Source organism: Pengzhenrongella sp. (assembly GCF_036565025.1).
Classification (GTDB): Bacteria; Actinomycetota; Actinomycetes; order Actinomycetales; family Cellulomonadaceae; genus Pengzhenrongella.
In genome coordinates this window covers 1-24806 of sequence record NZ_DATCNW010000191.1, presented here as the reverse complement: position 1 = coordinate 24806, position 24806 = coordinate 1, and the positions used below count along the sequence as shown (strand labels likewise).

The 24806-nt window shown below is 70.3% G+C and carries 21 protein-coding genes and 1 tRNA gene; 9 read left to right on the top strand and 13 right to left on the bottom strand.

Annotation, left to right across the window (positions count from 1 at the left end; genetic code table 11):
- Nucleotides 1–36 precede the first annotated feature (36 nt).
- From mnhG to VIM26_RS11150, 7 genes are all read right to left on the bottom strand, one after another.
- Nucleotides 37–435, bottom strand: coding sequence for a monovalent cation/H(+) antiporter subunit G (gene mnhG / locus VIM26_RS11180; RefSeq protein ID WP_331951138.1), 399 nt, complete (start codon nt 433–435; stop codon nt 37–39).
- Nucleotides 435–827 (bottom strand): monovalent cation/H+ antiporter complex subunit F, encoded by a 393-nt coding sequence (locus VIM26_RS11175; RefSeq protein ID WP_331951136.1) that lies wholly within the window; start codon nt 825–827, stop codon nt 435–437. The genes mnhG and VIM26_RS11175 overlap by 1 nt, the downstream gene beginning before the upstream one ends.
- Complete coding sequence (locus tag VIM26_RS11170; protein ID WP_331951134.1) at nt 824–1441, bottom strand: Na+/H+ antiporter subunit E; 618 nt, start codon at nt 1439–1441, stop codon at nt 824–826. Before VIM26_RS11170 ends, VIM26_RS11175 begins: the two co-directional genes overlap by 4 nt.
- On the bottom strand, nt 1438–3069 hold the full coding sequence (locus tag VIM26_RS11165) for a Na+/H+ antiporter subunit D (protein ID WP_331951132.1): 1632 nt from the start codon (nt 3067–3069) through the stop codon (nt 1438–1440). The genes VIM26_RS11170 and VIM26_RS11165 overlap by 4 nt, the downstream gene beginning before the upstream one ends.
- Nucleotides 3066–3539, bottom strand: a complete 474-nt coding sequence (locus VIM26_RS11160) for a Na(+)/H(+) antiporter subunit C (protein ID WP_331951131.1) — start codon at nt 3537–3539, stop codon at nt 3066–3068. Before VIM26_RS11160 ends, VIM26_RS11165 begins: the two co-directional genes overlap by 4 nt.
- An 8-nt stretch (nt 3540–3547) precedes the next feature.
- The gene (locus tag VIM26_RS11155) at nt 3548–6541 is read right to left on the bottom strand and encodes a Na+/H+ antiporter subunit A (RefSeq protein ID WP_331951129.1); all 2994 of its coding nucleotides are present in this window, start codon (nt 6539–6541) and stop codon (nt 3548–3550) included.
- A gap of 325 nt (nt 6542–6866) precedes the next feature.
- Nucleotides 6867–8669, bottom strand: coding sequence for a hypothetical protein (locus tag VIM26_RS11150; protein ID WP_331951127.1), 1803 nt, complete (start codon nt 8667–8669; stop codon nt 6867–6869).
- A gap of 287 nt (nt 8670–8956) precedes the next feature.
- On the opposite strand from VIM26_RS11150, the gene VIM26_RS11145 reads away from it, so the two are divergent.
- Nucleotides 8957–11173, top strand: coding sequence for a (Fe-S)-binding protein (locus tag VIM26_RS11145; RefSeq protein WP_331951125.1), 2217 nt, complete (start codon nt 8957–8959; stop codon nt 11171–11173).
- Between the two features lie 625 nt (nt 11174–11798).
- Here the strand turns inward: VIM26_RS11145 and VIM26_RS11140 are convergent.
- On the bottom strand, nt 11799–12860 hold the full coding sequence (locus VIM26_RS11140) for a hypothetical protein (protein WP_331951123.1): 1062 nt from the start codon (nt 12858–12860) through the stop codon (nt 11799–11801).
- Nucleotides 12861–12865: 5 nt separating this feature from the next.
- Complete coding sequence (gene dcd, locus VIM26_RS11135) at nt 12866–13441, bottom strand: dCTP deaminase (protein WP_331951121.1); 576 nt, start codon at nt 13439–13441, stop codon at nt 12866–12868.
- Between the two features lie 109 nt (nt 13442–13550).
- Between dcd and VIM26_RS11130 the strand changes: the two genes are divergently transcribed.
- Nucleotides 13551–13621: transfer RNA gene (locus tag VIM26_RS11130), tRNA-Gly, on the top strand.
- 648 nt (nt 13622–14269) lie between these two features.
- Here the strand turns inward: VIM26_RS11130 and VIM26_RS11125 are convergent.
- Nucleotides 14270–15214 (bottom strand): NADP-dependent oxidoreductase, encoded by a 945-nt coding sequence (locus VIM26_RS11125; protein WP_331951119.1) that lies wholly within the window; start codon nt 15212–15214, stop codon nt 14270–14272.
- Nucleotides 15215–15403: 189 nt separating this feature from the next.
- Nucleotides 15404–16258, bottom strand: coding sequence for a helix-turn-helix transcriptional regulator (locus VIM26_RS11120; RefSeq protein WP_331951117.1), 855 nt, complete (start codon nt 16256–16258; stop codon nt 15404–15406).
- Nucleotides 16259–16868: 610 nt separating this feature from the next.
- Here VIM26_RS11120 and VIM26_RS11115 point away from each other — a divergent pair.
- The 5 genes from VIM26_RS11115 to VIM26_RS11100 all read left to right on the top strand — a co-directional run bounded on the left by VIM26_RS11115 (nt 16869) and on the right by VIM26_RS11100 (nt 20417).
- Complete coding sequence (locus VIM26_RS11115) at nt 16869–17801, top strand: NADP-dependent oxidoreductase (protein ID WP_331951115.1); 933 nt, start codon at nt 16869–16871, stop codon at nt 17799–17801.
- 154 nt (nt 17802–17955) lie between these two features.
- Entirely contained in the window at nt 17956–18549 is a 594-nt protein-coding gene (locus VIM26_RS27040) for an NAD(P)-binding domain-containing protein (RefSeq protein WP_414696475.1), read from the top strand.
- Entirely contained in the window at nt 18522–19463 is a 942-nt protein-coding gene (locus VIM26_RS11110) for an NmrA/HSCARG family protein (protein ID WP_331951113.1), read from the top strand. The genes VIM26_RS27040 and VIM26_RS11110 overlap by 28 nt, the downstream gene beginning before the upstream one ends.
- 278 nt (nt 19464–19741) lie before the next feature.
- Nucleotides 19742–19999, top strand: coding sequence for an NmrA family NAD(P)-binding protein (locus VIM26_RS11105; RefSeq protein WP_331951111.1), 258 nt, complete (start codon nt 19742–19744; stop codon nt 19997–19999).
- Nucleotides 19992–20417: a DUF2000 domain-containing protein gene (locus VIM26_RS11100; protein WP_331951109.1), complete on the top strand. Its 426-nt coding sequence runs from the start codon at nt 19992–19994 to the stop codon at nt 20415–20417. Before VIM26_RS11105 ends, VIM26_RS11100 begins: the two co-directional genes overlap by 8 nt.
- A gap of 43 nt (nt 20418–20460) precedes the next feature.
- On the opposite strand, the gene VIM26_RS11095 is transcribed toward VIM26_RS11100, so the two are convergent.
- Both VIM26_RS11095 and VIM26_RS11090 read right to left on the bottom strand, forming a co-directional pair.
- Nucleotides 20461–20721: a hypothetical protein gene (locus VIM26_RS11095; protein WP_331951107.1), complete on the bottom strand. Its 261-nt coding sequence runs from the start codon at nt 20719–20721 to the stop codon at nt 20461–20463.
- Nucleotides 20722–20945: 224 nt separating this feature from the next.
- Complete coding sequence (locus tag VIM26_RS11090) at nt 20946–21434, bottom strand: Lrp/AsnC family transcriptional regulator (RefSeq protein ID WP_331951106.1); 489 nt, start codon at nt 21432–21434, stop codon at nt 20946–20948.
- A 140-nt stretch (nt 21435–21574) separates the two neighbouring features.
- On the opposite strand from VIM26_RS11090, the gene VIM26_RS11085 reads away from it, so the two are divergent.
- Both VIM26_RS11085 and VIM26_RS11080 read left to right on the top strand, forming a co-directional pair.
- On the top strand, nt 21575–22570 hold the full coding sequence (locus VIM26_RS11085; protein ID WP_331951104.1) for a DMT family transporter: 996 nt from the start codon (nt 21575–21577) through the stop codon (nt 22568–22570).
- A gap of 829 nt (nt 22571–23399) precedes the next feature.
- Nucleotides 23400–24806 (top strand): PAS domain S-box protein (locus tag VIM26_RS11080; RefSeq protein WP_331951102.1); only part of this gene is annotated, 1407 nt, incomplete at its 3' end.

The window sequence follows — 24806 nt, the reverse complement described above, 5'->3', positions numbered from 1 at the left end:
AGCGTTGACGTCCTATAGGACGTCAACGCTCGGACGTTAGGGGTGGGGGGTGGGGTCGTGCTTGGGGGCTTCCGCGGCCGCTTCGCGCTCGGCTGCGTCGCGGTCGGCGGTGAGTTCGTCGACCAGGAGCTCGCTGCTGCGGACCTTGCCGGTCCGGTATCCCGCCCGGCCGACCATGTGCGAGGCGACCGGGGACGTGAGCAGCTGGAAGATCCCGACGAGCGCGAGCATCCACAGCGCCGGTCCGCTGCGCAGCCGCAGCGCGAGTCCGATCAACATCAGGATCAGGCCCAGCACCTGCGGCTTCGTCGCGGAGTGCATCCGGGCCAGCAGGTCCGGGAACCGCACCAGCCCGACGCCGGCGGCGAAGGCGAGCAGGGCGCCGCCGAGCAGGCAGATCGCCGACGCGACGTCGGCCAGGTTGTTCCAGGTCATCAGCGCACCTCCCCGGGGGCGGCGGAACCGTGCTGGTCCGGGTCGTTGTCGCCTGCCGCGGCAACCTGTTCGGAGTCGATCCGCGCGGCCTCCTCGAGGGCGATCTCCTCGCGCGTGCGGACCTTGCCCTCGCCCTCGGGCTCACGGGCGGCGAACCGGGCGATGGTCACCGACCCGACGAACCCCACGAGCGAGAGCACGACGAGCACCGGGATCGTGTCGATGCGTTGCACGTAGGCCGCCTCGAGCGCGACGAACGCCACCAGCGTCGTGGTGAAGACGTCGAGCGCGACGGTCCGGTCGAGCATGCTCGGCCCGCGCTCGGCCCGGATCAGGGCCATCACGGCGGCCGCGGTCAGCAGCACCGAGCACACGATCACGACGGCGGTCATCCGGTCACCCCTTTCGGTCGGTCGGCACCTGGGTCAGCACCTGGGTCGGCACCCCCCGCACCGAATCCACGTCCAGGCCCGAGCCCGGCGGCCTCGAGCTGGGCGTTCGAGGCGATCGCGCGCAGCACCCGTTCCTCCTGGTCCAGTACGGACGTCCGAGCGGCCTCGACCCCGCCCGCGGTGTCGACGTCGAGCACGTGCAGGTAGAGCGTGCTGGTGAGCCTGTGCGCCTCGACGACGATCGAGCCGGGCACGAGCGAGCACAGCTCGGCGGTCAGAGTCAGGTACAGGTCCGACGAGCTGCGCAGCCGGACCCCGATCACGGCGCTCACCGGCGCGCGCCGGCGGAACGCCGCCGCGCCGACCTGCACGCTCGCCACGACGAGGTCGCGCGCGAAGTACGCGATCAGCCGGACCAGCCCGAGCGGGCGCAACCGGCCGCCGGACGCGATCGGGGGCAGCGGCAGCAGGACCGTCACCGCGACCGCGATCACCAGCCCGGCGAGCACGTTCGCGACGCTCAGGTCCCCCCAGAGCAGGACCCACACGACGGTGAGCCAGAGCGCCGTCGGCCACTGGATCGCCGCGGCACGGCGGCGCGGGTGCAGGCTCATGGCGTCGCCTCCCCCGCCGGGATGGCCGCGGCGCGGTCAGCGGATCCGGCGGGCGCAGATCCGGCCGGCGCGGGCGCGGCGGGCGCGGGCGCGGCGCGCTGGACGTTCTGCGAGACGCCCGACCCGCGGCCACCGGCGGGCAGCACGGCCTCGATGTAACCGGTCCGGTCCCGCAGGTCATGCGCGGCGCGCTCGGTGTAGGCGTACAGCGGCCCGGCCACGACCGTGAGCCCGACGCCGACCAGGGCCAGCGCGGCGGCGGAGCCGACCATCCCGCGCGGCAGGTGGCGGTCGGGCACGTTCGCGGGGGCCGTCTGCCAGAACGCCTTGTTCCACGCTTTGATCAGCGCGTACATCGTGAGCAACGACGTCACGACGCCGCCGCCCACCAGCACGTACGTCATCGGGGTGCCGGCCGCGACCCCCGCCTGGAGCAGCCCGATCTTGCCGAGGAACCCGGAGAACGGCGGCACCCCGGCCAACGACATCGCGGGCACGAAGAACAGCACCGCGAGCAGCGGCGCGATCTTCGCGAGCCCGCCGAGCTGGTCCAGCGACGTCGAGCCGCCACGTCGCTCGATGAGCCCCGCGACCAGGAACAGCGTGGTCTGCACGGTGATGTGGTGCACGACGTAGAAGATCGCCGCCGCCATGCCGGCCTCGCTGGACAGCGAGATGCCGAAGATCATGAAGCCGATGTGGCTCACCAGGGTGAACGACAGCAGCCGCTTGATGTCGTTCTGCGCGACCGCACCGAGGATGCCGACGAGCATCGTCGCGAGCGCCGCCCACATCAGCAGGTCGTCCGCGCGGCCCCCCGGGAACATCAGCGTCTGGACCCGGATGATCGCGTAGACGCCGACCTTGGTGAGCAGGCCGGCGAACACCGCGGTGACCGGTGCGGGCGCCGTCGGGTAGGAGTCCGGGAGCCACGCCGACAGCGGGAAGATCGCCGCCTTGATCCCGAACGCGAGGAGCAGCAGGAGCTGGAGCGCGAACGAGACCCCGGGGTCGATCTCGGGCAGCCGCAGCGCGAGCTGGGCCATGTTGACCGTGCCCGTCGCGGCGTAGGTGAGGCCGATCGCGAGCAGGAAGATCACCGAGGAGAGCAGCGCGACGACGATGTAGATCGTGCCCGACCGGATCCGCTCGGCGGTGCCCGTGAGCGTGATGAGCACGTAGCTCGCCGCGAGCAGCACCTCGAACCCGACGTACAGGTTGAACAGGTCGCCGGACAGGAACGCGATCGCGATCCCGGCACAGAGCACCAGGTAGGACGGGTGGTAGATCGCGACGGGCGTCTCCTCGTCGCCGTCGGCCACGCCCTGCGCGAGGGAGTAGATGAGCACCACCAGGGTCACCACGGAGGAGATCGCGAGCATCAGCGAGCTCAGCCGGTCCGCGACGAGGTCGATGCCGACCGGCGCCGACCAGCCGCCGACGTCGACGATGAGCGGCGCCGAGTCGGACTGCACGAGCAGCCCGAACGACGCGACCAGGGTGAGCGAGAGCGCGACGAGGCTGATCACGCGCTGTGCGCGCGCATGGCGCCACAGCGCGAGCGCGAGGCCGGCGCCGGTCAGCGGCAGCACGACCGGCAGCGGGACCAGCCAGGTGAGGTCGCTCATCGGGCGTCCTCCTGCGCGACGGCCGGGGTCTCGTCGCGGGCCTCGGCGGCGTCCCGGTCCAGGTCGCTCGGGGTGTCGTCGGTGTCGAGGTCGGCGAAGATCGGCTCGTCGAACGCCGCGAGCCGGGCGATGCGGCGGTCCTCGACGTCGTCCTGCACCTCGTCGTGGTGGTGCAGCTGCCAGGACCGGTACGCGAGCGCCATTCCGAACGCCGTCATGCCGAGGGTGATCACGATCGCGGTGAGCACCATCGCCTGGGGCAGCGGGTCGCTCATGTCCCGCGTCGGCGTCGAGCCCACGATGGGCGCGCCGCCCGCAGCGCCGCCGGCAACCAGGAAGGTGAGGTTCACGCCGTTGCCGATCAGCACGATCCCGATCAGCACCCGGCTCAGGCTGCGCTCGAGCAGCAGGTAGACGCCCGCGGCGACCAGGATGCCGATCACCACGACCAGGACGAGGTTCGGGCTCATGTCGTGGCTCATCGGGCCGCCACCCCCGTGGCGCGGGCGTCGCCCGACGGCGGGTGCACGGCGGGCGGGTTGTCCGCGCCGGTGGCTTCGCCCTGCCGGTCGACCTCGGCGCCGAGGCTGCGCAGGACGTCGAGCACCAGACCGAGGACCACCAGGAACACGCCAAGATCGAAGAACAGGGACGTGACGAGGTGGATCGTGCCGATCACGGGCACGTGCAGGTCGAGGATCACGCTCTGCAGCACCTCGCCGCCGGCGATCAGGGCAATCAGCCCGACGCCGGCGGAGAGGAACAGTCCCGAGCCGAGCAGCAGGCCGGGGTGCACCGGCGCCGCCTCGCCCAGCTCGTAACGCCCGCCCGCGAGGTACCGCACGATCAGCGCGATGCCGACGACGAGTCCGGCCGCGAAGCCGCCGCCGGGCCCGTTGTGGCCCGCGAACAGCAGGTACACCGCGAACACGATCATGGTGTGGAAGAGCAGCCGGGTGACCACCTCGAAGATCACCGAGCGGCGCTGCGGGGCGAGGGTTCGCTCGGCGCGCAGCCAGGCGCGCGAGCCACCGCTCACACCGCGGCGGCGCAGCGCCGCCATCCGGTCCTCGCCGCCGCCGCCCCACACGTCGACCTCGTCGGCGCCGTGCGCGTCGGCCTCGCTCACCCGGTGCAGCTCGCCGCTGCGGCGCTGCAGGAAGATCAGGGACGCGACGCCCGTCGCGGCCACCAGCAGCACCGAGATCTCGCCCATCGTGTCCCAGGCCCGGATGTCGACCAGGACCACGTTGACGATGTTCTTCCCACCACCGAACGCGTACGCCTCCTTAGGGAACTGCACCGACTGCGGGATGTGGATCCGGGCGTCCGGCGCCACGAGCGTCAGACCGGCCACCGTGACCCCGACGGCGAGCCCGATCACCAACCGCACCCAGCGGCTCGCCGCGAGCGGCCGGTCCGAGAAGTACGGGGGCAGCCGTCGCAGCACCAGCACGAACACGACCACCGTGATCGTCTCGACGAGCACCTGGGTGAGCGCGAGGTCCGGTGCGCCGTGCAGCAGGTAGAGCATCGCGACGCCGTACCCGGAGATGCCCAGCAGCACGACGGCCTTGAGCCGGCGTCGGGCCCGGACCGCGAGGATCGCCGCGACCACGATGACGCCGCCGGCGATCAGCTGGCCCGCGGAGTCCCACAGGCGGACCTTGTCCGGCAAGGACGTCCCGGTGACCAGCGCGGTGCCCGCGAGCGCGACGAACACCACGAGGATGCCGCCGAGGTAGAACGGCAGCGAGCCGCGCTGGGTGAGCGCGGTGACGTCGGCCGAGATGTCGTCGAGCCGGCGCATCGCGCGGCGGTAGACCCGGTCCGCCTCGGTGCCGGTCGGCATCGCTGCCTGGAAGCGCTCGACCGGGCGGCGCGCGACGAACAAGGCCGCGCCCGCGCCGAGGATCAGCACGGTCAGGGCGAACGTCGGGGTGAACCCGGCCCAGTGGATCAGGTGCCCGGGTTCGCCGCGCGGGTAGGTGTCCGCGTACGGCGAGAGCAGGTCCTCGCCCAGGCCGGGCAGCAGCGCGGCCGCGAGCCCGAGCACGGCGAGCACCAGCGCGGGCGCCACCAGCAGGCGCGGGGGCCGGGTGATCGCCGGGGGCTCGGCGGGCCCGGCGGGGGCGGGCTCGCCGTCGGGCGTCGGCGGGTGGGTCACGGACGCCTTGGTCGCGAACGCCCCCCAGAACAGGCGCAGCCCGTAGGCGACCGTGAGCGCGGAGCCGACCACGACCGAGGCGAGCACGACGGCCTGGACCCAGCCGCTGCCGCCGTCGTGCGCGATCGCCTCGAGGCCGGTCTCCTTGGCGACGTACCCGGCGAACGGCGGCAGGCCGATCATCGACGCGGTCGCCAGCGCGGCGGTGAGCGCGGTCACCGGCAGGGCGCGGCCGACCCCGGAGAGCCGGCGCAGATCCCGGGTCCCGGTCGCGGCGTCGACCACGCCGACGACGAGGAACAGGGCCGCCTTGAACATCGCGTGCGCGCCGATCATCGCCAGGCCGGCGAGCGCCGCGGCCCGCGAGCCGAGCCCGACCAGAAGCACCATCAGGCCGAGCTGGCTGACGGTGCCGAAGGCGAGGATGAGCTTGAGGTCGTGCTGGCGCAGGGCGCGGTAGCCGCCGAGCAGCAGCGTCCCGCAGCCGAGGGTGATCACCATGACCTGCCAGGCGGTGACCTGCGAGTACCCGGGCGCGAACCGCGCGACGAGGTAGATGCCAGCCTTCACCATCGCCGCGGCGTGCAGGTACGCGCTCACCGGGGTGGGCGCGGCCATCGCGGCCGGCAGCCAGAAGTGCAGCGGGATGAGCGCGGACTTGCTCGCCGCACCGAGCAGCACCAGCACGACGGCGACCGGCACGACGGCGCCGTGCGGGGGGTTGGCGACGACCTCGGACAGCCGGTAGGTGCCGGCCGCCTCGCCGAGCAGGATCAGCCCGACGAGCATCGCGAGCCCGCCGGCGGTCGTGATGATCATCGCCTGCATGGCCGCGCGGCGGCTCGCCTTGCGGTCGGCGTAGTGCCCGATGAGCAGGTAGGAGAAGACCGTGGTCAGCTCCCAGAACACGAAGAGCAGCAGCAGGTCGTCGGCCACGACGAGGCCGAGCATCACGCCCGCGAAGGCGACGAGGACTCCCCCGAACCGGCCGAGCCCGGCGGCCTTCGCCGAGAAGTACGCCGCGCAGTACACCAGCACCAGGGCGCCGACGCCGCCGACCAGCAGGACCATCAGCCAGGCCAGCGTGTCGAGCCGGAACGCGAGTTCGAGCTTGAGACCGGGAACCCAGCGGACGAACTCGACCGGCCCCTCGCCGCGCATCACCGCACCGGTGTGCGCGAGCGCCCACGCCGCCGCCGACGCCGGCGCGAGGGCCAGCACGCCGAACGCGCGACGCCCGAGCCAGGCCACGAGCAACGGGGCAGCAAGCGCCATCACGAGGTGGGCGGCGAGCAGCGTCAACACATCCGCTCCGTCCTGTGGTGGGCGGGTGGTGGGTCTGGCGGGGATGTGGTGCCGAGGATATCAAGCGTTGACCAGGTGAGAGGGGTCGCGTGACCGATTCCACACGGGGTCGAGCCGAAGGGTGCGTGTTGAGCGGAACTGGTCGGCGTCGAACGGGGCCGTCAGCGCAGCGGTGTCTATCTAATCTATGAGTACAGGCCACCCATGGAACTGACCATCAACACGTTGTCCATGGTGATGCGCCTGTCCCGCCACCCGTTGGTGACAAAGATTGCCAACAGGGTACCGATGTAGACAAATTTGTCTGACGTCACGACGTGATCAACTAGCCCGCAACACCTTGGATCGTGTCGGCGATGACGGAGTGACCGAGGTCGTTCGGGTGGACGTGGTCGGACGCGTACATCGTCGCGGTGTTCCAGATCGCGCCGGGATTGGCGACCTTGACAGCGCCTGCAAACTCCGGCTCGGCGACGACGGAATCGACCATGCCGTTGAAGATGGCGAGATTCCCCGCGGTTCGGTTGACGTCGAGCCCGTTGATCGCCAGACCCGCGGGAGTCGGAGTGGGGTCCTTGACCACGACGACGGCGGGCGGGGTCGCGCTCCTGTCGAGGTATCCGTCGAAGTAGAGCTCCCCCGCGCCCGCGCCCTTGGTGAGGACGATCGTGGAGGTGCCGGTGAGGCCGCCGACCCGGTAGGAGACGTCATGGAACGGGGTCTCGTCGGTGGTCTGGCCCACGGTCGTCCCAGATCCGCGCGGGACGCCGTTGACCGTCACGGAGAACGGGGAGCCCGCACCTAGCGACGGCTTGAAGCCGATGAGCATCAGCGAGATCTCGCTTGCCGAGGTCGTGATCGTCACCTTCTCTCCGGGCACGATGGTCTTGATCGCGGACCCGTTCCCGGCGATGGGGACCGGCACCGTCGTCCACTTGCTGGTCTTGACCGCGGAGGCATCCGTCTCCGGCGCCCACCGGTGCGACCGGAAGAGTCGCAGCAGGGTGCGCAGCGAGTTCGGGAAGTCGACCTTCTCGGTGGCGTCGGCCGAGGACGGGACGTTGATGACCGAGTTGAGCACGGCGTCCAGGACGACCAGGCCGTGGCTGCCGGGGGTCCAGGTCTTCTCAGCCGTGTTGCTCGCGATCGCCACGACCTGGCCCATCACCGCACCGGACTTGCCGTTGTTGTCGGTGAGCGCGCCGCGGCGCGCACCCAGCAGGGCGACGAAGTTGTGCGCCGAATCGCTCGCACCGGCCCCTTCGACGTAGCTGTGTCCGTACGCGAAGAGCGACGGCGTCGGGGTGGGCGTCGGGGTGGGCGCTGCGGCGGACGTCACCAGCAGACCGGTCATCCAGGACCAGACCGCCTTGTTGTCCGCGCGATAGATCACCAGGTTCGCGTCCTTCTCGATCGTCAGGCGGGTGCCCTGGCGGCCACCCGTCTTGGCGTTCCACAGCACCCTGCCGGCCTTCGTGTAGAGGACGAGGTTGCCGTCGCTCTGCAAGGTGAGGCGGTTGCCCGCGCCCGAGGTGCGGGTCGCCCACCGCACACTCGGCCCATAGACCACGGCGTTGCCGTCGCTCTGCATCAGGAATCGCCGGGCGAGGTCGGGCGTCTGGAGCAGCTGGCCGCTGAGCAGCTGTTCGCCCATCTTGAGCGTCGACTTCGTCGCCGGTGCCGGGGCCACCGGTGCGAGCAGCCGCGAAACCGCCCAGAGTGCCTTCTCGGCCGTCGAGTAGATGACCAGGTTGCCGTCGTCCTGAATGGCGAGCCGCGCACCGGTCGCCCCGGACGTCCCGGAGCTCCACACCGGGGCATCGGCCGGCGTGGCGACGACCAGGACGCCGTCGGCCCCCATGGTGAGGTGGTAGCCGGACCCGAACGTGCGGGTGGACCAGATGGCCTTCGTCGGGCCGTAGAGCACCGCGTTGCCGTCGGACTGCATGACGAAGCGGTAGCTGCCGTCCGGCGAGACGATCCGCTGCTCGGAGCCGAGCACCTGCCCGGCCGTCAGGGCGGACGGTTCCACGGTCGCCACCGCCGCGGCCGGGGTGAGCAGCCCGACGCACGCCACGATCACCGTGAGTGCGGTCGCCAGAGCGAGTCGAAGGGGTTGAGAACGCACGGTGACCTCGTTGAGCGTCGGACCTCAGCAATGGAGACAAGAGGTCCGTCGCGATGCCGCGAATGACGCAGCCTCACGTTGTGCTCCCCCGGGAACCGGGCGATCTCCGATCAGGCGTGCTCGCCTGACGCCTGAACCTTAGGGTGCATTTCACCGGGCACGGGCACGGGCGATGGATGAAAATCGAATGGCTCAGCGCCGCCTCGCCGTCGGGCTCGGCCGATCCCTCGCGGCGAGCTGCGTGGACCGTCGTCGTCGGCCCGGCGACGGCGGGCTAGCGTGGCCCGGTGGATATCCTGCGCGCGGTCGCGGTCTGGTCGGTCGTCGTCGGCACTGTGGTCGGTGTCGGGTTCTTCGCGCGCGGCGTGCTGCGGATCGTGCAGACGGTCCGGATCGGCGGACCGGCCCCCGGCCGCGCCCGGCCGGTCGCGGCGCGCACCTGGCTCGTGGTGCGCGAGATGGTCGGCCACGGCCGGTTCCAGCACAAGCCCGTGGTCAAGGTCGCGCACTGGGTCGTGATGGTCTCGTTCCCGGTCCTGTTCCTCACCCTGGTCACCGGGTACGGGCAGGTCTCCAGGCCGACCTACGCGCTCCCGCTGATCGGCCACCTGCCGCCGCTCGAGTGGCTCATCGAGTCGATCGCCTGGGCGTCGCTGCTCGGCATCCTCGCCCTGATGGTGATCCGGCAGCGCTCGCACCCGCGGCGCAGCGGCCGCGAGTCGCGCTTCTTCGGGTCGAACCAGGGCCAGGCGGTCTTCGTCGAGCTGACGATCCTCGTCGTCGTGCTGTGCGCGATCTCGCTGCGCGGGCTCGAGTACGCGCTCGCCGCGCAGGTCCCGGCGACCGCCCACCTCGCCACTTTGTGGCACTTCCCACTGACGGCATGGTTCGGCGCCTCGTGGGTCCCGGTGGCCCGCAGCACGCTCGAGGCCACCGTCATCGTGGTGTCCGCGATCAAGATCCTGGTCTCGATGGCCTGGTTCGTCGTGATCGGGCTGCAGCCCGCGATGGGCGTCGCCTGGCACCGGTTCCTCGCCGTGGTGAACCTGTACGCGCGCCGCGAGACCGACGGCAGCCCGGCCCTCGGGCCGCTGCAGCCGATGCGCGGGGCCGACGGCGCGCCGCTCGACCTCACCAAGCTCGAGGACCTGCCCGACGACGTCCGGCTCGGCGTCGGCGCGATCGAGGACTTCACCTGGAAGGGACTGCTCGACTTCTCCACCTGCACCGAGTGCGGTCGCTGCCAGGACCAGTGCCCGGCCTGGAACACCGAGAAGCCGCTCTCCCCGAAGCTGCTCACCCTCGCGCTGCGCGACCACGCGTACAAGACGGCGCCGTACCTGCTCGCCGCGGCCGGCGACCCGGCCTCCAAGGCCGACGGCGACGCGGCGTCGGGCCCCGCGCTCGATCCGCACGCGATGCGCCTGATCGACAACGTGATCGACCCCGAGGTGCTGTGGGCGTGCACGACCTGCGGGGCGTGCGTCGAGCAGTGCCCGGTCGACATCGAGCACGTCGACGCGATCGTGGACATCCGGCGCTACGAGGTGCTGATGGAGTCGGCGTTCCCGACCGAGTTGGGCGGGATGTTCACCAAGCTCGAGCGCAAGGGGAACCCGTGGGGCATGGCCCAGCGCGCCCGGCTCGACTGGGCCAAGGGGCTGGCGTTCGACGTGCCGGTGATCGGCAAGGACGTCGAGGACGCGCGCGGGCTGGACTACCTGTTCTGGGTCGGCTGCGCGGGCGCGTACGAGGACCGGGCCAAGAAGACGACGCGCGCGGTGGCCGAGCTGCTGGACGCCGCGGGGGTCAAGTTCGCGGTGCTCGGCGACGGCGAGTCGTGCACGGGCGACCCGGCCCGGCGCGCGGGCAACGAGCTGCTGTTCCAGATGCTCGCGCAGGGGAACGTCGAGACCCTCGACGAGGTCGGCGCGCAGTCGATCGTGGTGACCTGCGCGCACTGCTTCAACACGATCTCGCGCGAGTACCCGCAGCTGGGCGGCAAGTACGACGTCGTGCACCACACCGAGCTGCTCAACCGGCTGGTCGCCGAGGGCCGCCTCACCCCCGCGCCTGCCGACATGTCAGACGCTGCGCGGTCCGGGGACCGCGTTGGGTCTGACACGTCCGCCGTGGAGCGGGTGACGTATCACGACCCGTGCTATCTCGGGCGGCACAACAAGATCTACGCACCGCCGCGCGAGCTGCTCGGTGCACTGCCCGGCGTGGAGCTCGCCGAGATGCCGCGCAACTCCGAGCGCTCGTTCTGCTGCGGCGCCGGCGGCGCGCGGATGTGGATGGAGGAGAAGACCGGCACCCGGATCAACTCCGCCCGCGCCGCCGAGGCGGTCGAGACGGGCGCCGGCACGATCGCCACCGCGTGCCCGTTCTGCACCGTCATGCTCGGCGACGGCGTCGCGGCCCAGCCCGCCGGGGACGCCCCCGCGCCGCGCGTGGTCGACGTCGCCCAGCTCCTGCTGGAACGCATCCGCCCGCAAGCCTGACGGGTCGGGGATTCGCGGGCCTGACGGGTTCGGGCGCAGGACTCACGGTCCGGGCGCAGGCCTGACAGGTCCGGACACACGACGTGTAAGACGCAGCGCGGCCGACGGCGGGCGTCACCAGACCCCGCGGGCCTCGAGTTCGCCGGTTCGTACGCGAGTTTGTCGTTTTCGATCGACGAACTCGAGTGGAAACGACGAACTCAGCGGGAAACGACGAACTCGACGGCTGGCCGAGGCCGGTGCCGCGCGCGTGGGCCACGAACTGAGCTCGGCCGCGTCAGTGCATCCCTCAGTGCATCGAACGTGCACCCCTGGCGCAGATTGGCTGCACTGAGGGCTGCACTGAGCAGGTTCCGGCGCGAATCCGGCGCCCCGTCGGCCACGACCCACGTCACGGTCCCGCCTCATCAACGAGGACTCGCTTCTTCAACGCATCCGTCGGTGCAGCCCCCGGGTGCAGCCCTCAGCGGGTTCTGATACGCACCCGGCTCACCCCCCGAGCGCACTGGACCGACGTGTCAGCCGCAGCGCGCACTACACCCCGCGACTCGCTGGACCGAGTTGTCAGCCGCAGCGCGCACCACAGCCCGCGCTACCCGCTGACAACTCGGGAGGCGGTGCGCTCTCAGAGGTCCGCGGGGTTGACCAGGAACTCGCCGTCGTCGGTGACCTCGCCGCCGACGGCGCGGTGGACCTCGCGGGTCAGGGCGTTGACGAACCCGCGCGCGCGAGCCCGGGCGGCCTTGTGCTCGGGCGGGGCGTGCTCCAGCTCGAGCTCGAGGAAGTCCGGCGCCTCCCATCGAATCCGGTAGGCGATCGCGCCGTTGACGGCCCACGGCAGGGACGCGAGCACCACGGGGAGCACCTCCTCCCCCGCAACCTCGAGAATGAGGATCCCGCCGGCCTCCAGGTCGGCCTGGATCCCGTAGCCGTTGAGCTCGGGCGGCGCCGAGAGCGCCGCCATGTCGAATGCGTCGGCCTCCGCGTGCAGGGTCTGGCGGGCCGCCTCGGAGAGCCCCGTCGTGCCCGGAGCGTCAGGCTCGCCGATGCCGCGAGGGGGTCCGGCCCACTCCGTGGGATCCATCGCGAGGTGGGCGTCGGGGGCGACCCGCTGCATGACGCTCAGCGCGGTCTCCGGCTCGAGCCAGACGTCGGTGAACACCGTGAGGTCGATCCCCGCCTGGACGTCCGGGGTGAGCACAATGCCGCTGCCGCCGACGCGGATCGATCCGCCGAGCCGGCGTGCCGCCGCGACGAGCCAGTGCATGACCCGCTCCTCGTCGCGCACGGGCGTGCCCTCGGGGAACGCACGGTTGAACCCGTACCGGTCGCCGCCCGGGTAGGGCGGGTCACCGCGTTCCTCGAGCGCCTCCACGATGAACACCGAGGCGGAGAACTTCGGCACGCCCAGCAGCGCGGCGTCGCGCGGCCCCAGGGCGTACGGCCCGATCAGCCGAGCGTGCCGGGTGAGGCGCAGCACCATGGGCGCATCGACGCCGCGCGGCAGCTTGAGCCCGGCGGCGGCGCGCTCGACGGCGGCCGCCTGGTCCCAACCAGCGGCGGGGAAGCGGCTGATCGCCAGCGTCTCGATCTCGGTCGCGACGATGGCGTTCGTCAGCACCAGCAGGTGGTCCTTGAGCAGGTTCGCGTCGTTCGAAGGAAACATCGGGGGGTCGGACAGGTCCATCTCGACTACACATCCGTCCGGTGGAAGTTCTGCCACGAGCGCGACGCCGTCGGGCCGCGCTGACCTTGGTATCGCGAGCCGGATTTCTCCGAACCGTAGGGGAACTCGGCCGCGGAGGAGAGCTTGAAGAAGCAGAGCTGGCCGATCTTCATCCCCGGCCACAGCACGATCGGCAGCGTCGCCACGTTGGACAGCTCGAGGGTGACGTGCCCGTTGAAACCCGGGTCGATGAACCCCGCGGTGGAGTGCGTGAGCAGCCCGAGGCGCCCGAGCGAGGACTTCCCCTCGAGGCGCGCCGCGACGTCGTCGGGCAGCGTGACGCACTCATAGGTCGACCCGAGGATGAACTCACCCGGGTGCAGGATCAGCGGCTCGTCGCGCTCGATCTCGACCAGGCGCGTGAGGTCGGGCTGGTCGAGGGAGGGGTCGATGACGGCGTACTTGTGGTTGTCGAACAACCGCACGTACTTGTCCAGCCGGACGTCGATGCTCGACGGCTGGATCATGTCCGGTTCGTAGGGGTCCAGCACGACGCGGCCGGAGTCGAGCTCGGCGCGAATATCACGGTCGGAGAGCAGCACCCGGTAACGGTAGCGCCCGGTACGGCTCCCCCTGCCCGACGGCGAGTTGGCCCGGACCCCGGGCGAGGTTCGGTATGCTCGGGGCCGCGCTTGCACGACGGGGCGCGATGCGGGTGTAGTTCAGTGGTAGAACTTCAGCTTCCCAAGCTGATAGCGCGGGTTCGATTCCCGTCACCCGCTCTGTGTTTGTGCAGGTCACGGGCTCGCGACGGCCGCCGACAGCTTGGCAGATGACAGTTCGGGCCACTACTGGCCATTCCGTAATGGCCCGCGATCGCCAAGTTGGAGCCCCGCCAGATCACGAGCCGGGCACGTGGCGCGTCGCGCACGCACCGACCATCCTTTATTCGCGGCGCTTACTCCCGCTGACCTGCGAGAATGCAGCCGGTCTCAACGCGCTAGAGGATCAGGCATTTTCGACCTCAGGCTGAATGCCCACATTCACGGGTATGCATGCCCGAGTTTAGATGTGCATGACATCGACCGCGATCAGCCGCAGGCGATTGAGGCGTGTGGCGCGGCTACTCACACCGACAGGCAACCGCAGCGCGAATGGACCGCGAGCGCGCTCAGGTATGGCACCCGAACCGGCGGGGCCAGCAGAGTCGTGGGCCTCTGCGCCACATAGGTGGCGCTGTGCGTGGGATCGGCAGGAAGGGGCTGGGCGTTGCTCGCGGTGCCGCTGATCCCTTCTCACCGAACAGGACGCCCCGCCATGCCGCCCACGGTCGGATGTGTGGCCGCGCCATCGTCCCGGCCATCGGGGCCAGTGCTTTGGCGATCTCCGGATTCAGAAATAGGGCCATGGCCGCTTCGCCTTGGAGCGTGTCAGGCCGAGGGCGCCAGGATGACGAACTTGCCCGGCAACTCCCCGGCGCCAGCCTGAGCGTGGAGTGCGGGCAGATCGGCCAGCGCTATCCGCTGCGCGACGTCCAGGAGCAACTCACCGGTACTCACGCGAGCGACCAAGTCGGCAAGCTGGTCGGCGTCGCTGCGGACGAACAGGTCGATGCCACGCACACCGCGTGCCTCGTCGGAGGGAGCGGGCATCCAGACGGTGGTGTTGACGAGATTGCCTCCGTTGCGGATCAGCGTGAGCAGCGCTGCCAACTGTTGGGGGGCGACCGGCGCGAGGTTGAGGACGAGGTCGACCGGCTCGGTCACCGCCGCTGTCACATCGGTGATGGTGTGGTCGATCAACTCGTCGGCGCCTGCGGCTTTGACTCGCACCGCGCTGCGCGGGCTGGCCGTGGCGATTACCTGAGCACGGGCCTCTTTGGCCAACTGCACGGCGTAACCACCGACTGCTCCGCCAGCGCCGTTGATCAGGACCCGCTGCCCGGCGGTCAGGTTGCCGTGGTCGAACAGCGACTGCCACGCGGTCAGGCCTACCAGTGGCAACGCCGCCGCGTCGGTTAGGTGTCTGTTCCTTGGTGCTCCGGTCAAGGCCTCCGCCGGCGCAATCACGTACTCCGCAGCCGCCCCGGCCGCAGTCATCGGCAGGAGGCCGACGACTTGGTCTCCGACCGCAATGGCGTCCACGTCCTCCCCGAGCGCGTCGACCGTGCCCGCGACGTCGATGCCGGGGATGTGCGGTAGCCCAACCGAGATCGGGCCCTGCATGGAGCCCGACCGGATGGTGGCGTCGATACCGTTGAACGATGTGGCGGCGACGCGGATCCGCACCTGGCCTGCGCCGGGAATGGGCCGCTCGACATCCTCGTAGCGCAGGACTTCGGGTCCACCGAACTCGTGATAACGCATTGCCTTCATCGCTGAACCCGCTTCCGTGAGTGCTGTCGATGTGCATCGCGAACCCGAGGGGGTGCCACAGGTGGTCCCCCTGTGACACAGCTCGGCGCTGCGAAGCCTCCAGGCCGCGCGTCACCAGGGCCGCCAGGGGGCAGCCGCTGCCACCGCGGATCTGGAGACGTCGGTCAAACGTCGCAGGTTCCGGCGCGGTCAGCCTGGGCCGGGTTGGCCCACCTTGATGACCGCCGGTCCGTCGGCTGCGCTGACCACCTCCGCCAGCCGGGCCGCATCGTCCGAACCCGGCGCCGCGGTCAGCATGACGGCTGCCAGGTCGTCACCGGGGATGGCGATGAGGTTCCCGACGAGCGTCACGGAGTCACCGTCCGATTGGGTGATCGTCGCGCTGCTCTCGTAGGCCTCCACCGGTCGCGGTGCACGCCAGATGGTGTCGAACAGCCGGCTTCGGCTCCGTATGTCGTCCACCAGAGCGGCGAGCGAAGTATCGGCGGGGTAGCGCAACAGCGAGCTCTTCAGACGGGCAACGAGGATCGCCTCGTGCTCGGTCGCATCAGCCGCGGATTGCTTGAAGGCGTCCAACGGGTCGCAGAACGTGCGCCAGGCGAGGTTCCACTCCCAGCGGTCTCCGGTGAGATTCCAGTGCTCGAGAGCCATGAACGCGCTGTTGACCGCGACGAGGTTCATCGCCGCGTCGGAGACGACCATCGGAGTGTCCGAGAACCGCTCCAGTAGTCGCGTCGCACCTGGCCCGAGGTCGATCGGTACCTGCCCCTCCGCGGCGGCGTATCCGGCCAGCGCACAGAGCCGCTCGTAGTCCGCCCGCCCGACCCGCAACGCCCGGGCGATCGCGTTCACCACGCCGGCCGATGGATGGCTGCGGCCCTGTTCCAGTCGGCGAACGTAGTCCGCGGACATTCCCGCGAGCTCGCTGAGCTCCTCCCGCCGCAAGCCGCGCACGCGTCGGCCGCCCACCGGTAGCCCGACAGCCCCAGGGGCCGCAGCTTCTCGCAGTTGACGCACTGCTGCGCCGAACTCGTGACTTGCCACGGCGCAATTGTGCCTGGACACCCGCTCAAATGGTAGGAGGCGTCGGCCTTCACCCGCCACGTGCAAGCCGATCGCTGGTGCGGCGGCCGCCGAGAGGTACTCAGGCTCTCCGACGGTGATGTGCTGATGAGGGGCCCGGGTCCGAGGCGTGAGGACTCGCCGACGACATCGCTCGTCTTGAGTGCTCCCCCGCGCGATGACGTGGGGCGCCGACGGAGTCGCCAGATGCGGCCGCTGTCTTCTGAGGTGCCCGTCGAGTCGACCCCCGCCTGACGCCACGTCCGTGCGCTACGACTCCGGGAAGGACTGAGGACCCTGCCGTGGTCCAGCAACCCCCACCACGTCGTCGACAGCTCTTCGGCCTGGTGTGCCAAGGCGTGCTGACGGGTCAGTCAGCGCAGCCGACGGACTGGCGGTCATCAAGGTGGGCCAATCCGGCCCAGGCTAACCGAACCGGAATCTGCGAGGTTGAGTGACATCTCCAGATCCGCGGTTGCCGCGGCTGCCTCCGGGCGGCCCTGGTGACACGGGACTGGGCGCCTTCGCAACGCGAGGCACCGCCTCGGGTTCGCGATACACATCAACGGCACTCACGGAAGCAGGTTCAGCGATGAAGGCAGTGCGTTTTTACGAGTTCGGCGGACCCGAAGTCCTGCGCTACGAAGACGTCGCCGTGCCCACCCCGGCGGCCGGGCAAGTCCGGGTGCAGGTGGCGGCCTCGGCCTTCAACGCGGCCGACAACGGCATGCGTGCGGGGTTCCTGCCGATTCCGGTCGTGCTGCCGCACGTGCCCGGCTATGACATCTCCGGCACGATCGACGCGCTCGGCGAGGGCGTGGACAGCCTCGAGGTCGGAGACGCGGTGATCGGGTTCCTGCCGATGGAACGCGACGGCGGCGCGGCGCAGTACGTGATCGCGCCGGCCGAGGCACTGGTCGCAGCACCCACGAGCACCCCCCTGGCCGACGCGGCGGCCTTGCCGTCGGTCGCATTGGCGGCCTGGCAGGCCCTGTTTGACGACGGCGCCCTGCACGCGGGCCAGCGCGTGCTGATCGTCGGGGCCGGAGGCGTCGTCGGCAAGTACGCCATCGCTCTGGCCAAGCGAGCCGGTGTGCACGTCGTGGCGACCGCCAGCCCGCGCAGCGTCGACGCCGTCCGTGCAGCCGGCGCGGACCAGATCATCGACCACACCGACACCGACCTGCTCAGCGCCGTCGATCAGCAGGTGGACGTGCTGCTCAACCTCGCACCCATCGACCCCGAACAGTTCACCGCGCTCGTGGCCCTGGTCCGCGACGGCGGCGCGGTCGTCAGCACCACCGCGTTCATGTCCACCCCCGGCGACGAGGCCCGCGGCGTCCGCGCAGCCACCGTGTTCGTCCTGCCCAACCGCGACCGCCTCACCGAGCTGGCATCCCTGGTCGACAGCGGGACCTTGCAGGTGGAAGTCACCCGCCGCATCCCGCTGGCCGAACTTCCCGCACTGCACGCAGAAGCCGTCGCCGGGCGCATCGCGGGCAAGGTCATCGTCCTGGCTGGATGAGACCCGCACGAACCCGTGGGCCGTGCGAGGCCGCACGAGGCCTCGCCGGAGACGAACCGCCAGCGACCGACGCACACACGCAAGGAACGTCCAGCACGATCCACGAGAGGAGCACTCATGACAGCCGCAGCAGTCCCGGTGCCCGCCGACCAGGGTGCGCCCGGACCGGAAGGGCCGCAGGCACGTCGGGTTCATCGTTTGGGTGCCCAAGGGCTGCCGATGGCCGTCGCGATCGCCGAGGCCGGCTTCACCCTGCGTCTGGGCTCGGCGCCCGGCATCGCTCGAGCGCCTGGGCAACACCCCGGTGGTCGTCCACGACACCCCGGCCGAACTGGGCGCCGCCTGCGACATCGTCGCGGTCTGTGTCAGCACCGACGAGGACCTGCCCGGCCTGCTCCCCGAGGGCGGCAGAGGTCTGCTGGCCGGTGCCCGGCCGGGCACGATCGTCGTCAACCACGGAACGGGGACGCCGCTCAGCAGCCGGCACCTGGCCGAGATCTGCGCCGCCGGCGGGAGCACCGACCCGCAAATGTCAATGAAGGGTGCTTCGAACGTGAAGCTTCCTGATTCACCTCCAACCTCGAGCGAGGCTCACCGTGGAGAACGCCCAGGCCGGTACTGGCGAACTCCCCGGCGAGCTCATCGTCCTGCCCAAAGATCTGATCCTCACCCCGCACCGCAGCAAACCCCCACGAACGAGCCAGTAGATGGAGATCAACGATGTCCGAACAGCAACTCATCACAGTGATCGGCGCGACCGGCACCCAGGGCGGTGCAGTGGCGCGTGCCCTGCTGTCCAACGGCTCCTTTGCTGTGCGGGCCGTGACCCGCAACGCCACCTCGGAGAAGGCCCAGACCTTGGCCGAACTCGGCGCCGACGTGGTCGAGGCAAACCTCGAGGACCAGGAGAGCCTGCGTAAGGCCTTCGACGGAGCCCACGGCGCGTTCCTGGTAACTCCCTTCTGGGAGCACCGTTCGCCCGCCCGCGAGCTCATCGAGGTGAGCAACCTCATCGGCGCCGCCCAGGCGGCGCAACTGCAGCACGTGGTGTGGTCGACGTTGGAGGACACGCGGAAGACCATCCCCGCCGGCGACGACCGCATGCCCTACATCGGCGACGGCTACCGGGTGCCGCACTTTGACGTCAAGGGTGGCGGCGCCGACGCTCTGTTCGCCGCCTCCGGCCTGCCCACGACGTATCTGCTCATGTCCTTTTACTGGGACCAGCTGCTTGGCGACCTCAAGCCGCAGCGCGATGGCGACGGGACTCTCGCCCTGCACCTGCCCGTCGGTGACGCCCCCGTCGCTGGCGTCGCCTCCGACGACATCGGCAGGGCGGCACTGCGGGTGTTCCAGCAGCCGTCGCTGACCCTCGACGCGACTATCCCGGTGGTCAGCGACGTCCTAACCGGTGAGCAGATGGCCGCGGCGTTCACCACGGTGCTCGGTGAGCCGGTGGCCTACCGCCCGCTCACCGCCGAGCAGTTCCGTGGCTTCGGGTTCCCCGGGGCCGACGAACTGGGCAACATGTTCCAGTACTACGCCGACTTCCCCGAGTCCTACAACGGACGCCGCGACCTGGACATCGCCCGAACCATCAACCCCGACCGGGTGAGCCTGACCGACTTCCTCACCGCGCACCGCGAGCAGCTGACCACCTGAGCGCCGCGCTCGGCTCGCCGACGGGCCGCAGCAACACGCGCCGGCGTCCAGGTGGAGTTTCACCTGCGCCCGGGTGTCCCCACGAGTTCGACTCCATCGCCCCGAACTCCGACGTCGCTAGACGTGCATTCGCGGACCGCATCAGAGCACTGAACTCGCTCTAGACACAGAGGGAACACGCTCGTGCAGCAAGTGCGACCGCGTTCCCCTGGCATCACATCTCACCGCCTACCGTTCACTTTTTGCAGGCGAATCGAAACTCTTGAAATGGAAATGAAATGGCCCTCCCCATCGCCGTCATCGGCGCAACCGGACAGCAGGGCCGCAGCGTGATCTACGCGCTCCGCGAACGGGACATCCCCAACCGGGCGCTGGTCCGCAACCCCGACTCTCCCGAGGCCCGCGCATTTCACGCTGCAACCGCGCCGTCATCACTGCGAGACGACGTGCTGCAGCGAGCTCGGCTGATCGCGGACGAGGGCGACCCTGACCGACGCATTCGCCGGTCGCGACTTCTTGGGGCGTTCGATGAGTGACGGGACACCGGTGCTGTTCGACACACGAATCGCGGTCATGCTGTCAAGTGACCTGGTCCCGTGGCAAGAGTTGAACGTCACCGCGTTTCTCTCCAGTGGCCTGTCCGCCGACCCGGCACTTCTTGGCGAGCCTTACTTGGACGCCGATGGGGTCGGCTACTTGCCCCTCCTCGGGCAGCCTGTCATGATCTTCACCGCAGAACCCGATGTCCTGGCTGCCGCCCGGTTGAAAGCGGTTGAGCGCGGGATGCGATTAGCGATCTACACGCGGGAGATGTTCTCGACCGGGCATGACGCCGCGAACCGTGCTGCTGTGCGTGCTGTTCACTCGCTCGGTCTTGACCTCGTCGGCGTCGGCTTACACGGACCGCGAAACGGCGTCGACCGGCTCACCAAAGCCGCCCGGCTGCATGCGTAAGGGGCGGTCGCAAGCTGAATGCCGACCAAAAGGTCGATTCCCGTCAGAGACAGTGTGCCGTTGGTCGGCTGGCCTTGCGCCGACGTGCCGCGGAACGGGGGGGCGCCGAGCGCATGTGGTCGCGAAGACGACCCAACACCTCGGCGAGGGCCTCGACATCGCCGCGCGTCAACGGCTCGAACAACAGCTCATCGAGCACGGCGATGTGGCCCGGGAAGACGTTCGTGAGCGTATCCCGGCCTTGCTCGGTGATCGTGACTGTGGTTCCACGCTCATCATCGACGGACGGCGCGCGGGTGACCAACCCGCGGTGCTCAAGCGACTAAGACGGGGCCGTCGTCCTGGCCGCTGCACGAGGCCGAAACCCCGAACGGTTCGCCACGAACGAGGACCCCAAGATCCTCGCCATCCCGACCACCACGTGGATCAACGAGCCAGCCGACATCACCGGGATCGAATTAGCCGGTTAAACCCGACCGGCCTCATCCACCTTGACAAATTCCGGGGCGCCGGGCACCTCATCAGGTTTCACGGGCGCCGGGACGGGCGCGGGCGTCGCGGGGAGTCTGCGTCGACGGCGGCGCTGGGGAGATGGGCGTAGACGATGCTGGTGTTCACGTCGGCGACTTCAGGCCGCTCGGTCAGCCGGTCGATCACGAAGGCGTAGAGGCTGTCGGTGTCGGGAACAGCGATGTGGAGCAGGAAGTCCTGAGTGCCCGAGGTGACGAAGACACCCACGGTCTCGGGCAACTGGGGAACCCAGTCCCGGAAGGTCTCGATGTTCACCCGAGACGGCGGCCTGATGGTGACGGCGATAAGAGCCTGGACGGGACGGCCAACAGCGGCCAGAGCTACCGTTGCGCTGTAGCCGGTGATGATCCCGCGGGCATGCAGCGACCGCACGCGTTCGATGGCGGTCGAAGGAGCGACCCCGGCCACCGCGGCGATCTCCCGGTTGGTAGCTCGCCCGTCCTCCTGCAGCAGCGTGACGATGGCGCGGTCGATGGGGTCGAGCATGGTCAGTTCCTCCTCGAACAACGTGCGGTGAACACACTATATCGACGGCATACGGCGAATCTTTCTACCTCTTTGCGGGTCCGTGCCGTACGTCGTCCGGGTTGCTTGAGAGCTTGCCGAACGCCAGTTACCTTCATGCCATGCTCAAACATTCTTCAATGATCAGTGCTGCGGCGGTGCTGGGAGCTGCGATCCTCTGGGGGACAGTGGGTCCGGCTCAGGTTCTCGCTGGCTCTCCATCTGATCCGGCAGCTTTGGGTGCTGCTCGACTGCTCGTCGGCGGGGCGGTCCTCACGTTGCCGGTCTTGAGGTCCTTCCCTTGGCGAGCACTGGCGGCACCCGGGGCCTGGCAGTGGGTGCTGGCGGCGGCGGCGTCCACCGCCATCTATCAGGCGACGTTCCTGTACGGGGTCAAGCTGAGCGGGGCGGCCCTGGGCACCGCCGTTGCCCTCGGGTGCGCTCCCTTCGCCACCGGCGTCTTCTCCTGGTGGTGGGGCGGGCAGCGGCCGGGGCGTCAGTGGCTGGGGGGAACCGCCGCCGCCGTCGGCGGGTGCGCGCTGATCCTCCTCCCGGCGGGCTCGGTGCACATCGACCCGCTCGGCTTCACCTTCGCCGTAGTCGCAGGATGCTGCTACGGCGCCTACACCGTGGCCGCCAAGCGCCTACTGGATACTGGCGCGCCCACCACGGCGTCCATGGCCACCACCCTCCTGATCGGCGGGCTGCTCCTGAGCCCCTTCCTCGCCCGCCAGCCAGGCCACCTGGTTCTCCCCAGTACCGTGGCGCTGATCGTCTGGATGGGCGTGGTGGGCACCGCCGTGGCGTACACGTTTTTCGGGCGGGGCCTGACGGCCACCACCGCCGCCACAGCCGGCACCTTGAGCCTGGCCGAACCCCTCACCGCCACCCTCCTCGGCGTCGTCGTCCTAGGGGAGCACCTCACCCCCACGGCGATCACCGGCTGCACACTCCTGCTCGCCGGGTTGTTCGCCGCCAACTTCCCGGCACGACGCAGGGCCTCCTCGTCCACACCCCCACCAGGCACACCCCTGACCGGTACACCCCTAGCCGCTGGACCGGTGGACGACGGCAGGCTCGCCGCGGTTAGGGATCGAGGCGCGACCACTAGTTGCTGACGCGTCAGGCAGATAGTCCTTCACTGACGTGTCACCAAAGATGTCGCCGCAGGAGCAGGAAGCCTGGGAGCGGCTCCAGGTGGTCATCGAGGTCCTGCGCCGCGAAGTGGGACGCGACCTGTGGAGCGACGGACACCAGCCGACTCTCACACCAGCTGCGGCGCCTGGAGAAGCGCGGCCTGGTCCTCCGTTCCGCAGGCGACGGCTCCGACGGGCGCGCCACGGTAGTGGCCCTGAGCGACGACGAGGTCTCGGCCTACCGGCGGGCGATCGGACCGCACCTGCGATCGGCGCGGCGGTGGTTCGCCGAGGACGCTCAGGAGGCGCTCGCGACCGACGGCACCACAAGCGGCCGACGTCGCCGTGGCTGTCCTGGTCGACGGCAGTGCGACCTGCGGGAGCACCTACGTCCACGACGGCCTGTTTGCGGGCGGGAGCGTGCCAGGTCGCGGGTTGGCAGCCGAACTGCTGGTCCGCAGCGGTGTTCCGATCTTCAACCAGACCCGGTTGGAGGCCGCGGACGCGCTCCTCGCCCAGATCGAGGCGGCCGGTGACTTTTCCGCGGTAGATACGGCTCCGGCGGCCCGATCCGGGCCCGCGACGCCATCGGGACGGCGCCGTCCCGCTCGGCGCTCCGGTCGTAGCCGCAGACCAGGTCGGAGCTGAGTTCGTCGATGTCCTCGGCCTGAGGCGTATTCACCGTGTCGTGCCCCAGCCTGGACTGGCCCGGACCGGGCTGCCGGAGAGGTGGGTCGCACAGAGGCTGATCGGTCTCGGTGCCCGGCCCGGCCGGGCTACTTTGGAGGCACGCGGTCGCGCTGGGGGGAGCATGCCGGGTCAAGGATCGGGCGTCGAGGCTCGATTTCTGCTGCCCGCGCAGCGCGGGGCCACCGATCACCGGGACGACCCGGCCGGGGCCGCGACCCGGGAGCAGCGCCGCCAGGTGCTGCTGGAATTCGCCGCCGACGTCGTGGTCGAGGTCGCCGAAGGCAGGTGCGCGTGGGTCTCGCCGTCGGTCCGGGAGGTGCTGGGCTGGCTGCCCCCGGACCTGATCGGGCAGCCGTTGTCGGTGCTGATCCATCCGGCCGACATCGCTACCGTCCTCGCGGACCGGCCGAACCCGCGGCTCGCCGGGGACTGGCGGGAGGCCCGGTTCGGGCAGGCCGACGGCTCGACGCGGTGGATGTCGGTGGCGTCACGAGCGGTCCCGGCACGTCCCGGGACCGCGCGGTGCCACGTGTTGTGCCTGCGTGACGTGCAGGCCGAGACCACGGCCCGGCTTGCGCTCGCCGACAGCGAGGCGCATTTCCGTCTAGTGGCGGAAAACGCCTCGGACATCGTGGTCTTCAACGGCGCCGACGGCCTGATCAAGTGGGTCTCGCCGTCGATCACGGCCCTGCTGGGCTGGGCGCCCGGGGACCTGGTCGGGCGCGACGCGAAAGACCTCACCCACCCCGATGACCGGCCCGGCCAGGACGACCCGACGCGGGTCGGTCGGCAGACCGGTCGAACCAGGTTCGCCACCGCCGCGGGCGGCTGGCGGTGGCTGGACAGCACGCTCCGCACGGTCACCGACGAGTCCGGTACCGTGCTTGGCCGGGTCGGCAGCGCGCTGGACTGCGAGAGCCAGGTCGAGACCCGCCAGGCTCTCGCGGAGAGCGAAGATCGATACCGCGTGCTGGCCGAGAACGTGTCGGACCTGGTGTTCCGCGGCGACCTGACCGGCGTCCTGTCGTGGGTCTCGGCCTCGGTCACGACGTCACTGGGCTGGGTCGCCGCGGACATGGTCGGGCACCGGGTCGGGGACTTCCTGCACCCGGAGGACCGAGAGCGGATCCGGGCGGCCAGCAGCACCGGCGAGGCCGCCTCCTTCGAGGCCCGCATGCTGACGACGGCCGGCGGCTACCTCTGGGTGGCGGTCGAGGCCCGCCCCTTCACCGACCACACCGGCCGACCCGTGGGCCGGGTCGCCGCGGCCCGCGACATCCAGGCCGAGCACGACGCGCGCGACCGGTTGACCCGCAGCGAGCAGCGTTTCCGCCTGGCCATGGAGTCCGCCCCGGGGGGCATGGCTGTGCTCGACCTGGATCGCCGGTTCCTGGAGGTCAACCCCGCCCTGTGCCGGATGCTCGGCCGGGACCAGGGGTGGTTGCTGGCCCACTGCCTGCGCGACGTCCTGGACGGCGCCGACGACGTCCTGGACCTGGGCCTGCATGCCGCGGCGGCCGCCGACGGC

Excerpts from the sequence above, each read along its gene's own strand:
- VIM26_RS11100 (WP_331951109.1), top strand. The coding sequence starts at position 19,992 with ATGAGTGACGGGACACCGGTGCTGTTCGACACACGAATCGCGGTCATG.
- VIM26_RS11125 (WP_331951119.1), bottom strand. The coding sequence starts at position 15,214 with ATGAAGGCAATGCGTTATCACGAGTTCGGTGGACCCGAAGTCCTGCGC.
- VIM26_RS11170 (WP_331951134.1), bottom strand. The coding sequence starts at position 1,441 with ATGAGCCTGCACCCGCGCCGCCGTGCCGCGGCGATCCAGTGGCCGACG.
- VIM26_RS11165 (WP_331951132.1), bottom strand. The coding sequence starts at position 3,069 with ATGAGCGACCTCACCTGGCTGGTCCCGCTGCCGGTCGTGCTGCCGCTG.
- mnhG (WP_331951138.1), bottom strand. The coding sequence starts at position 435 with ATGACCTGGAACAACCTGGCCGACGTCGCGTCGGCGATCTGCCTGCTC.
- VIM26_RS11110 (WP_331951113.1), top strand. The coding sequence starts at position 18,522 with ATGTCCGAACAGCAACTCATCACAGTGATCGGCGCGACCGGCACCCAG.
- VIM26_RS11115 (WP_331951115.1), top strand. The coding sequence starts at position 16,869 with ATGAAGGCAGTGCGTTTTTACGAGTTCGGCGGACCCGAAGTCCTGCGC.
- VIM26_RS11140 (WP_331951123.1), bottom strand. The coding sequence starts at position 12,860 with ATGGACCTGTCCGACCCCCCGATGTTTCCTTCGAACGACGCGAACCTG.
- VIM26_RS11085 (WP_331951104.1), top strand. The coding sequence starts at position 21,575 with ATGCTCAAACATTCTTCAATGATCAGTGCTGCGGCGGTGCTGGGAGCT.
- VIM26_RS11175 (WP_331951136.1), bottom strand. The coding sequence starts at position 827 with ATGACCGCCGTCGTGATCGTGTGCTCGGTGCTGCTGACCGCGGCCGCC.
- VIM26_RS11160 (WP_331951131.1), bottom strand. The coding sequence starts at position 3,539 with ATGAGCCCGAACCTCGTCCTGGTCGTGGTGATCGGCATCCTGGTCGCC.
- VIM26_RS11090 (WP_331951106.1), bottom strand. The coding sequence starts at position 21,434 with ATGCTCGACCCCATCGACCGCGCCATCGTCACGCTGCTGCAGGAGGAC.
- VIM26_RS11105 (WP_331951111.1), top strand. The coding sequence starts at position 19,742 with ATGGCCCTCCCCATCGCCGTCATCGGCGCAACCGGACAGCAGGGCCGC.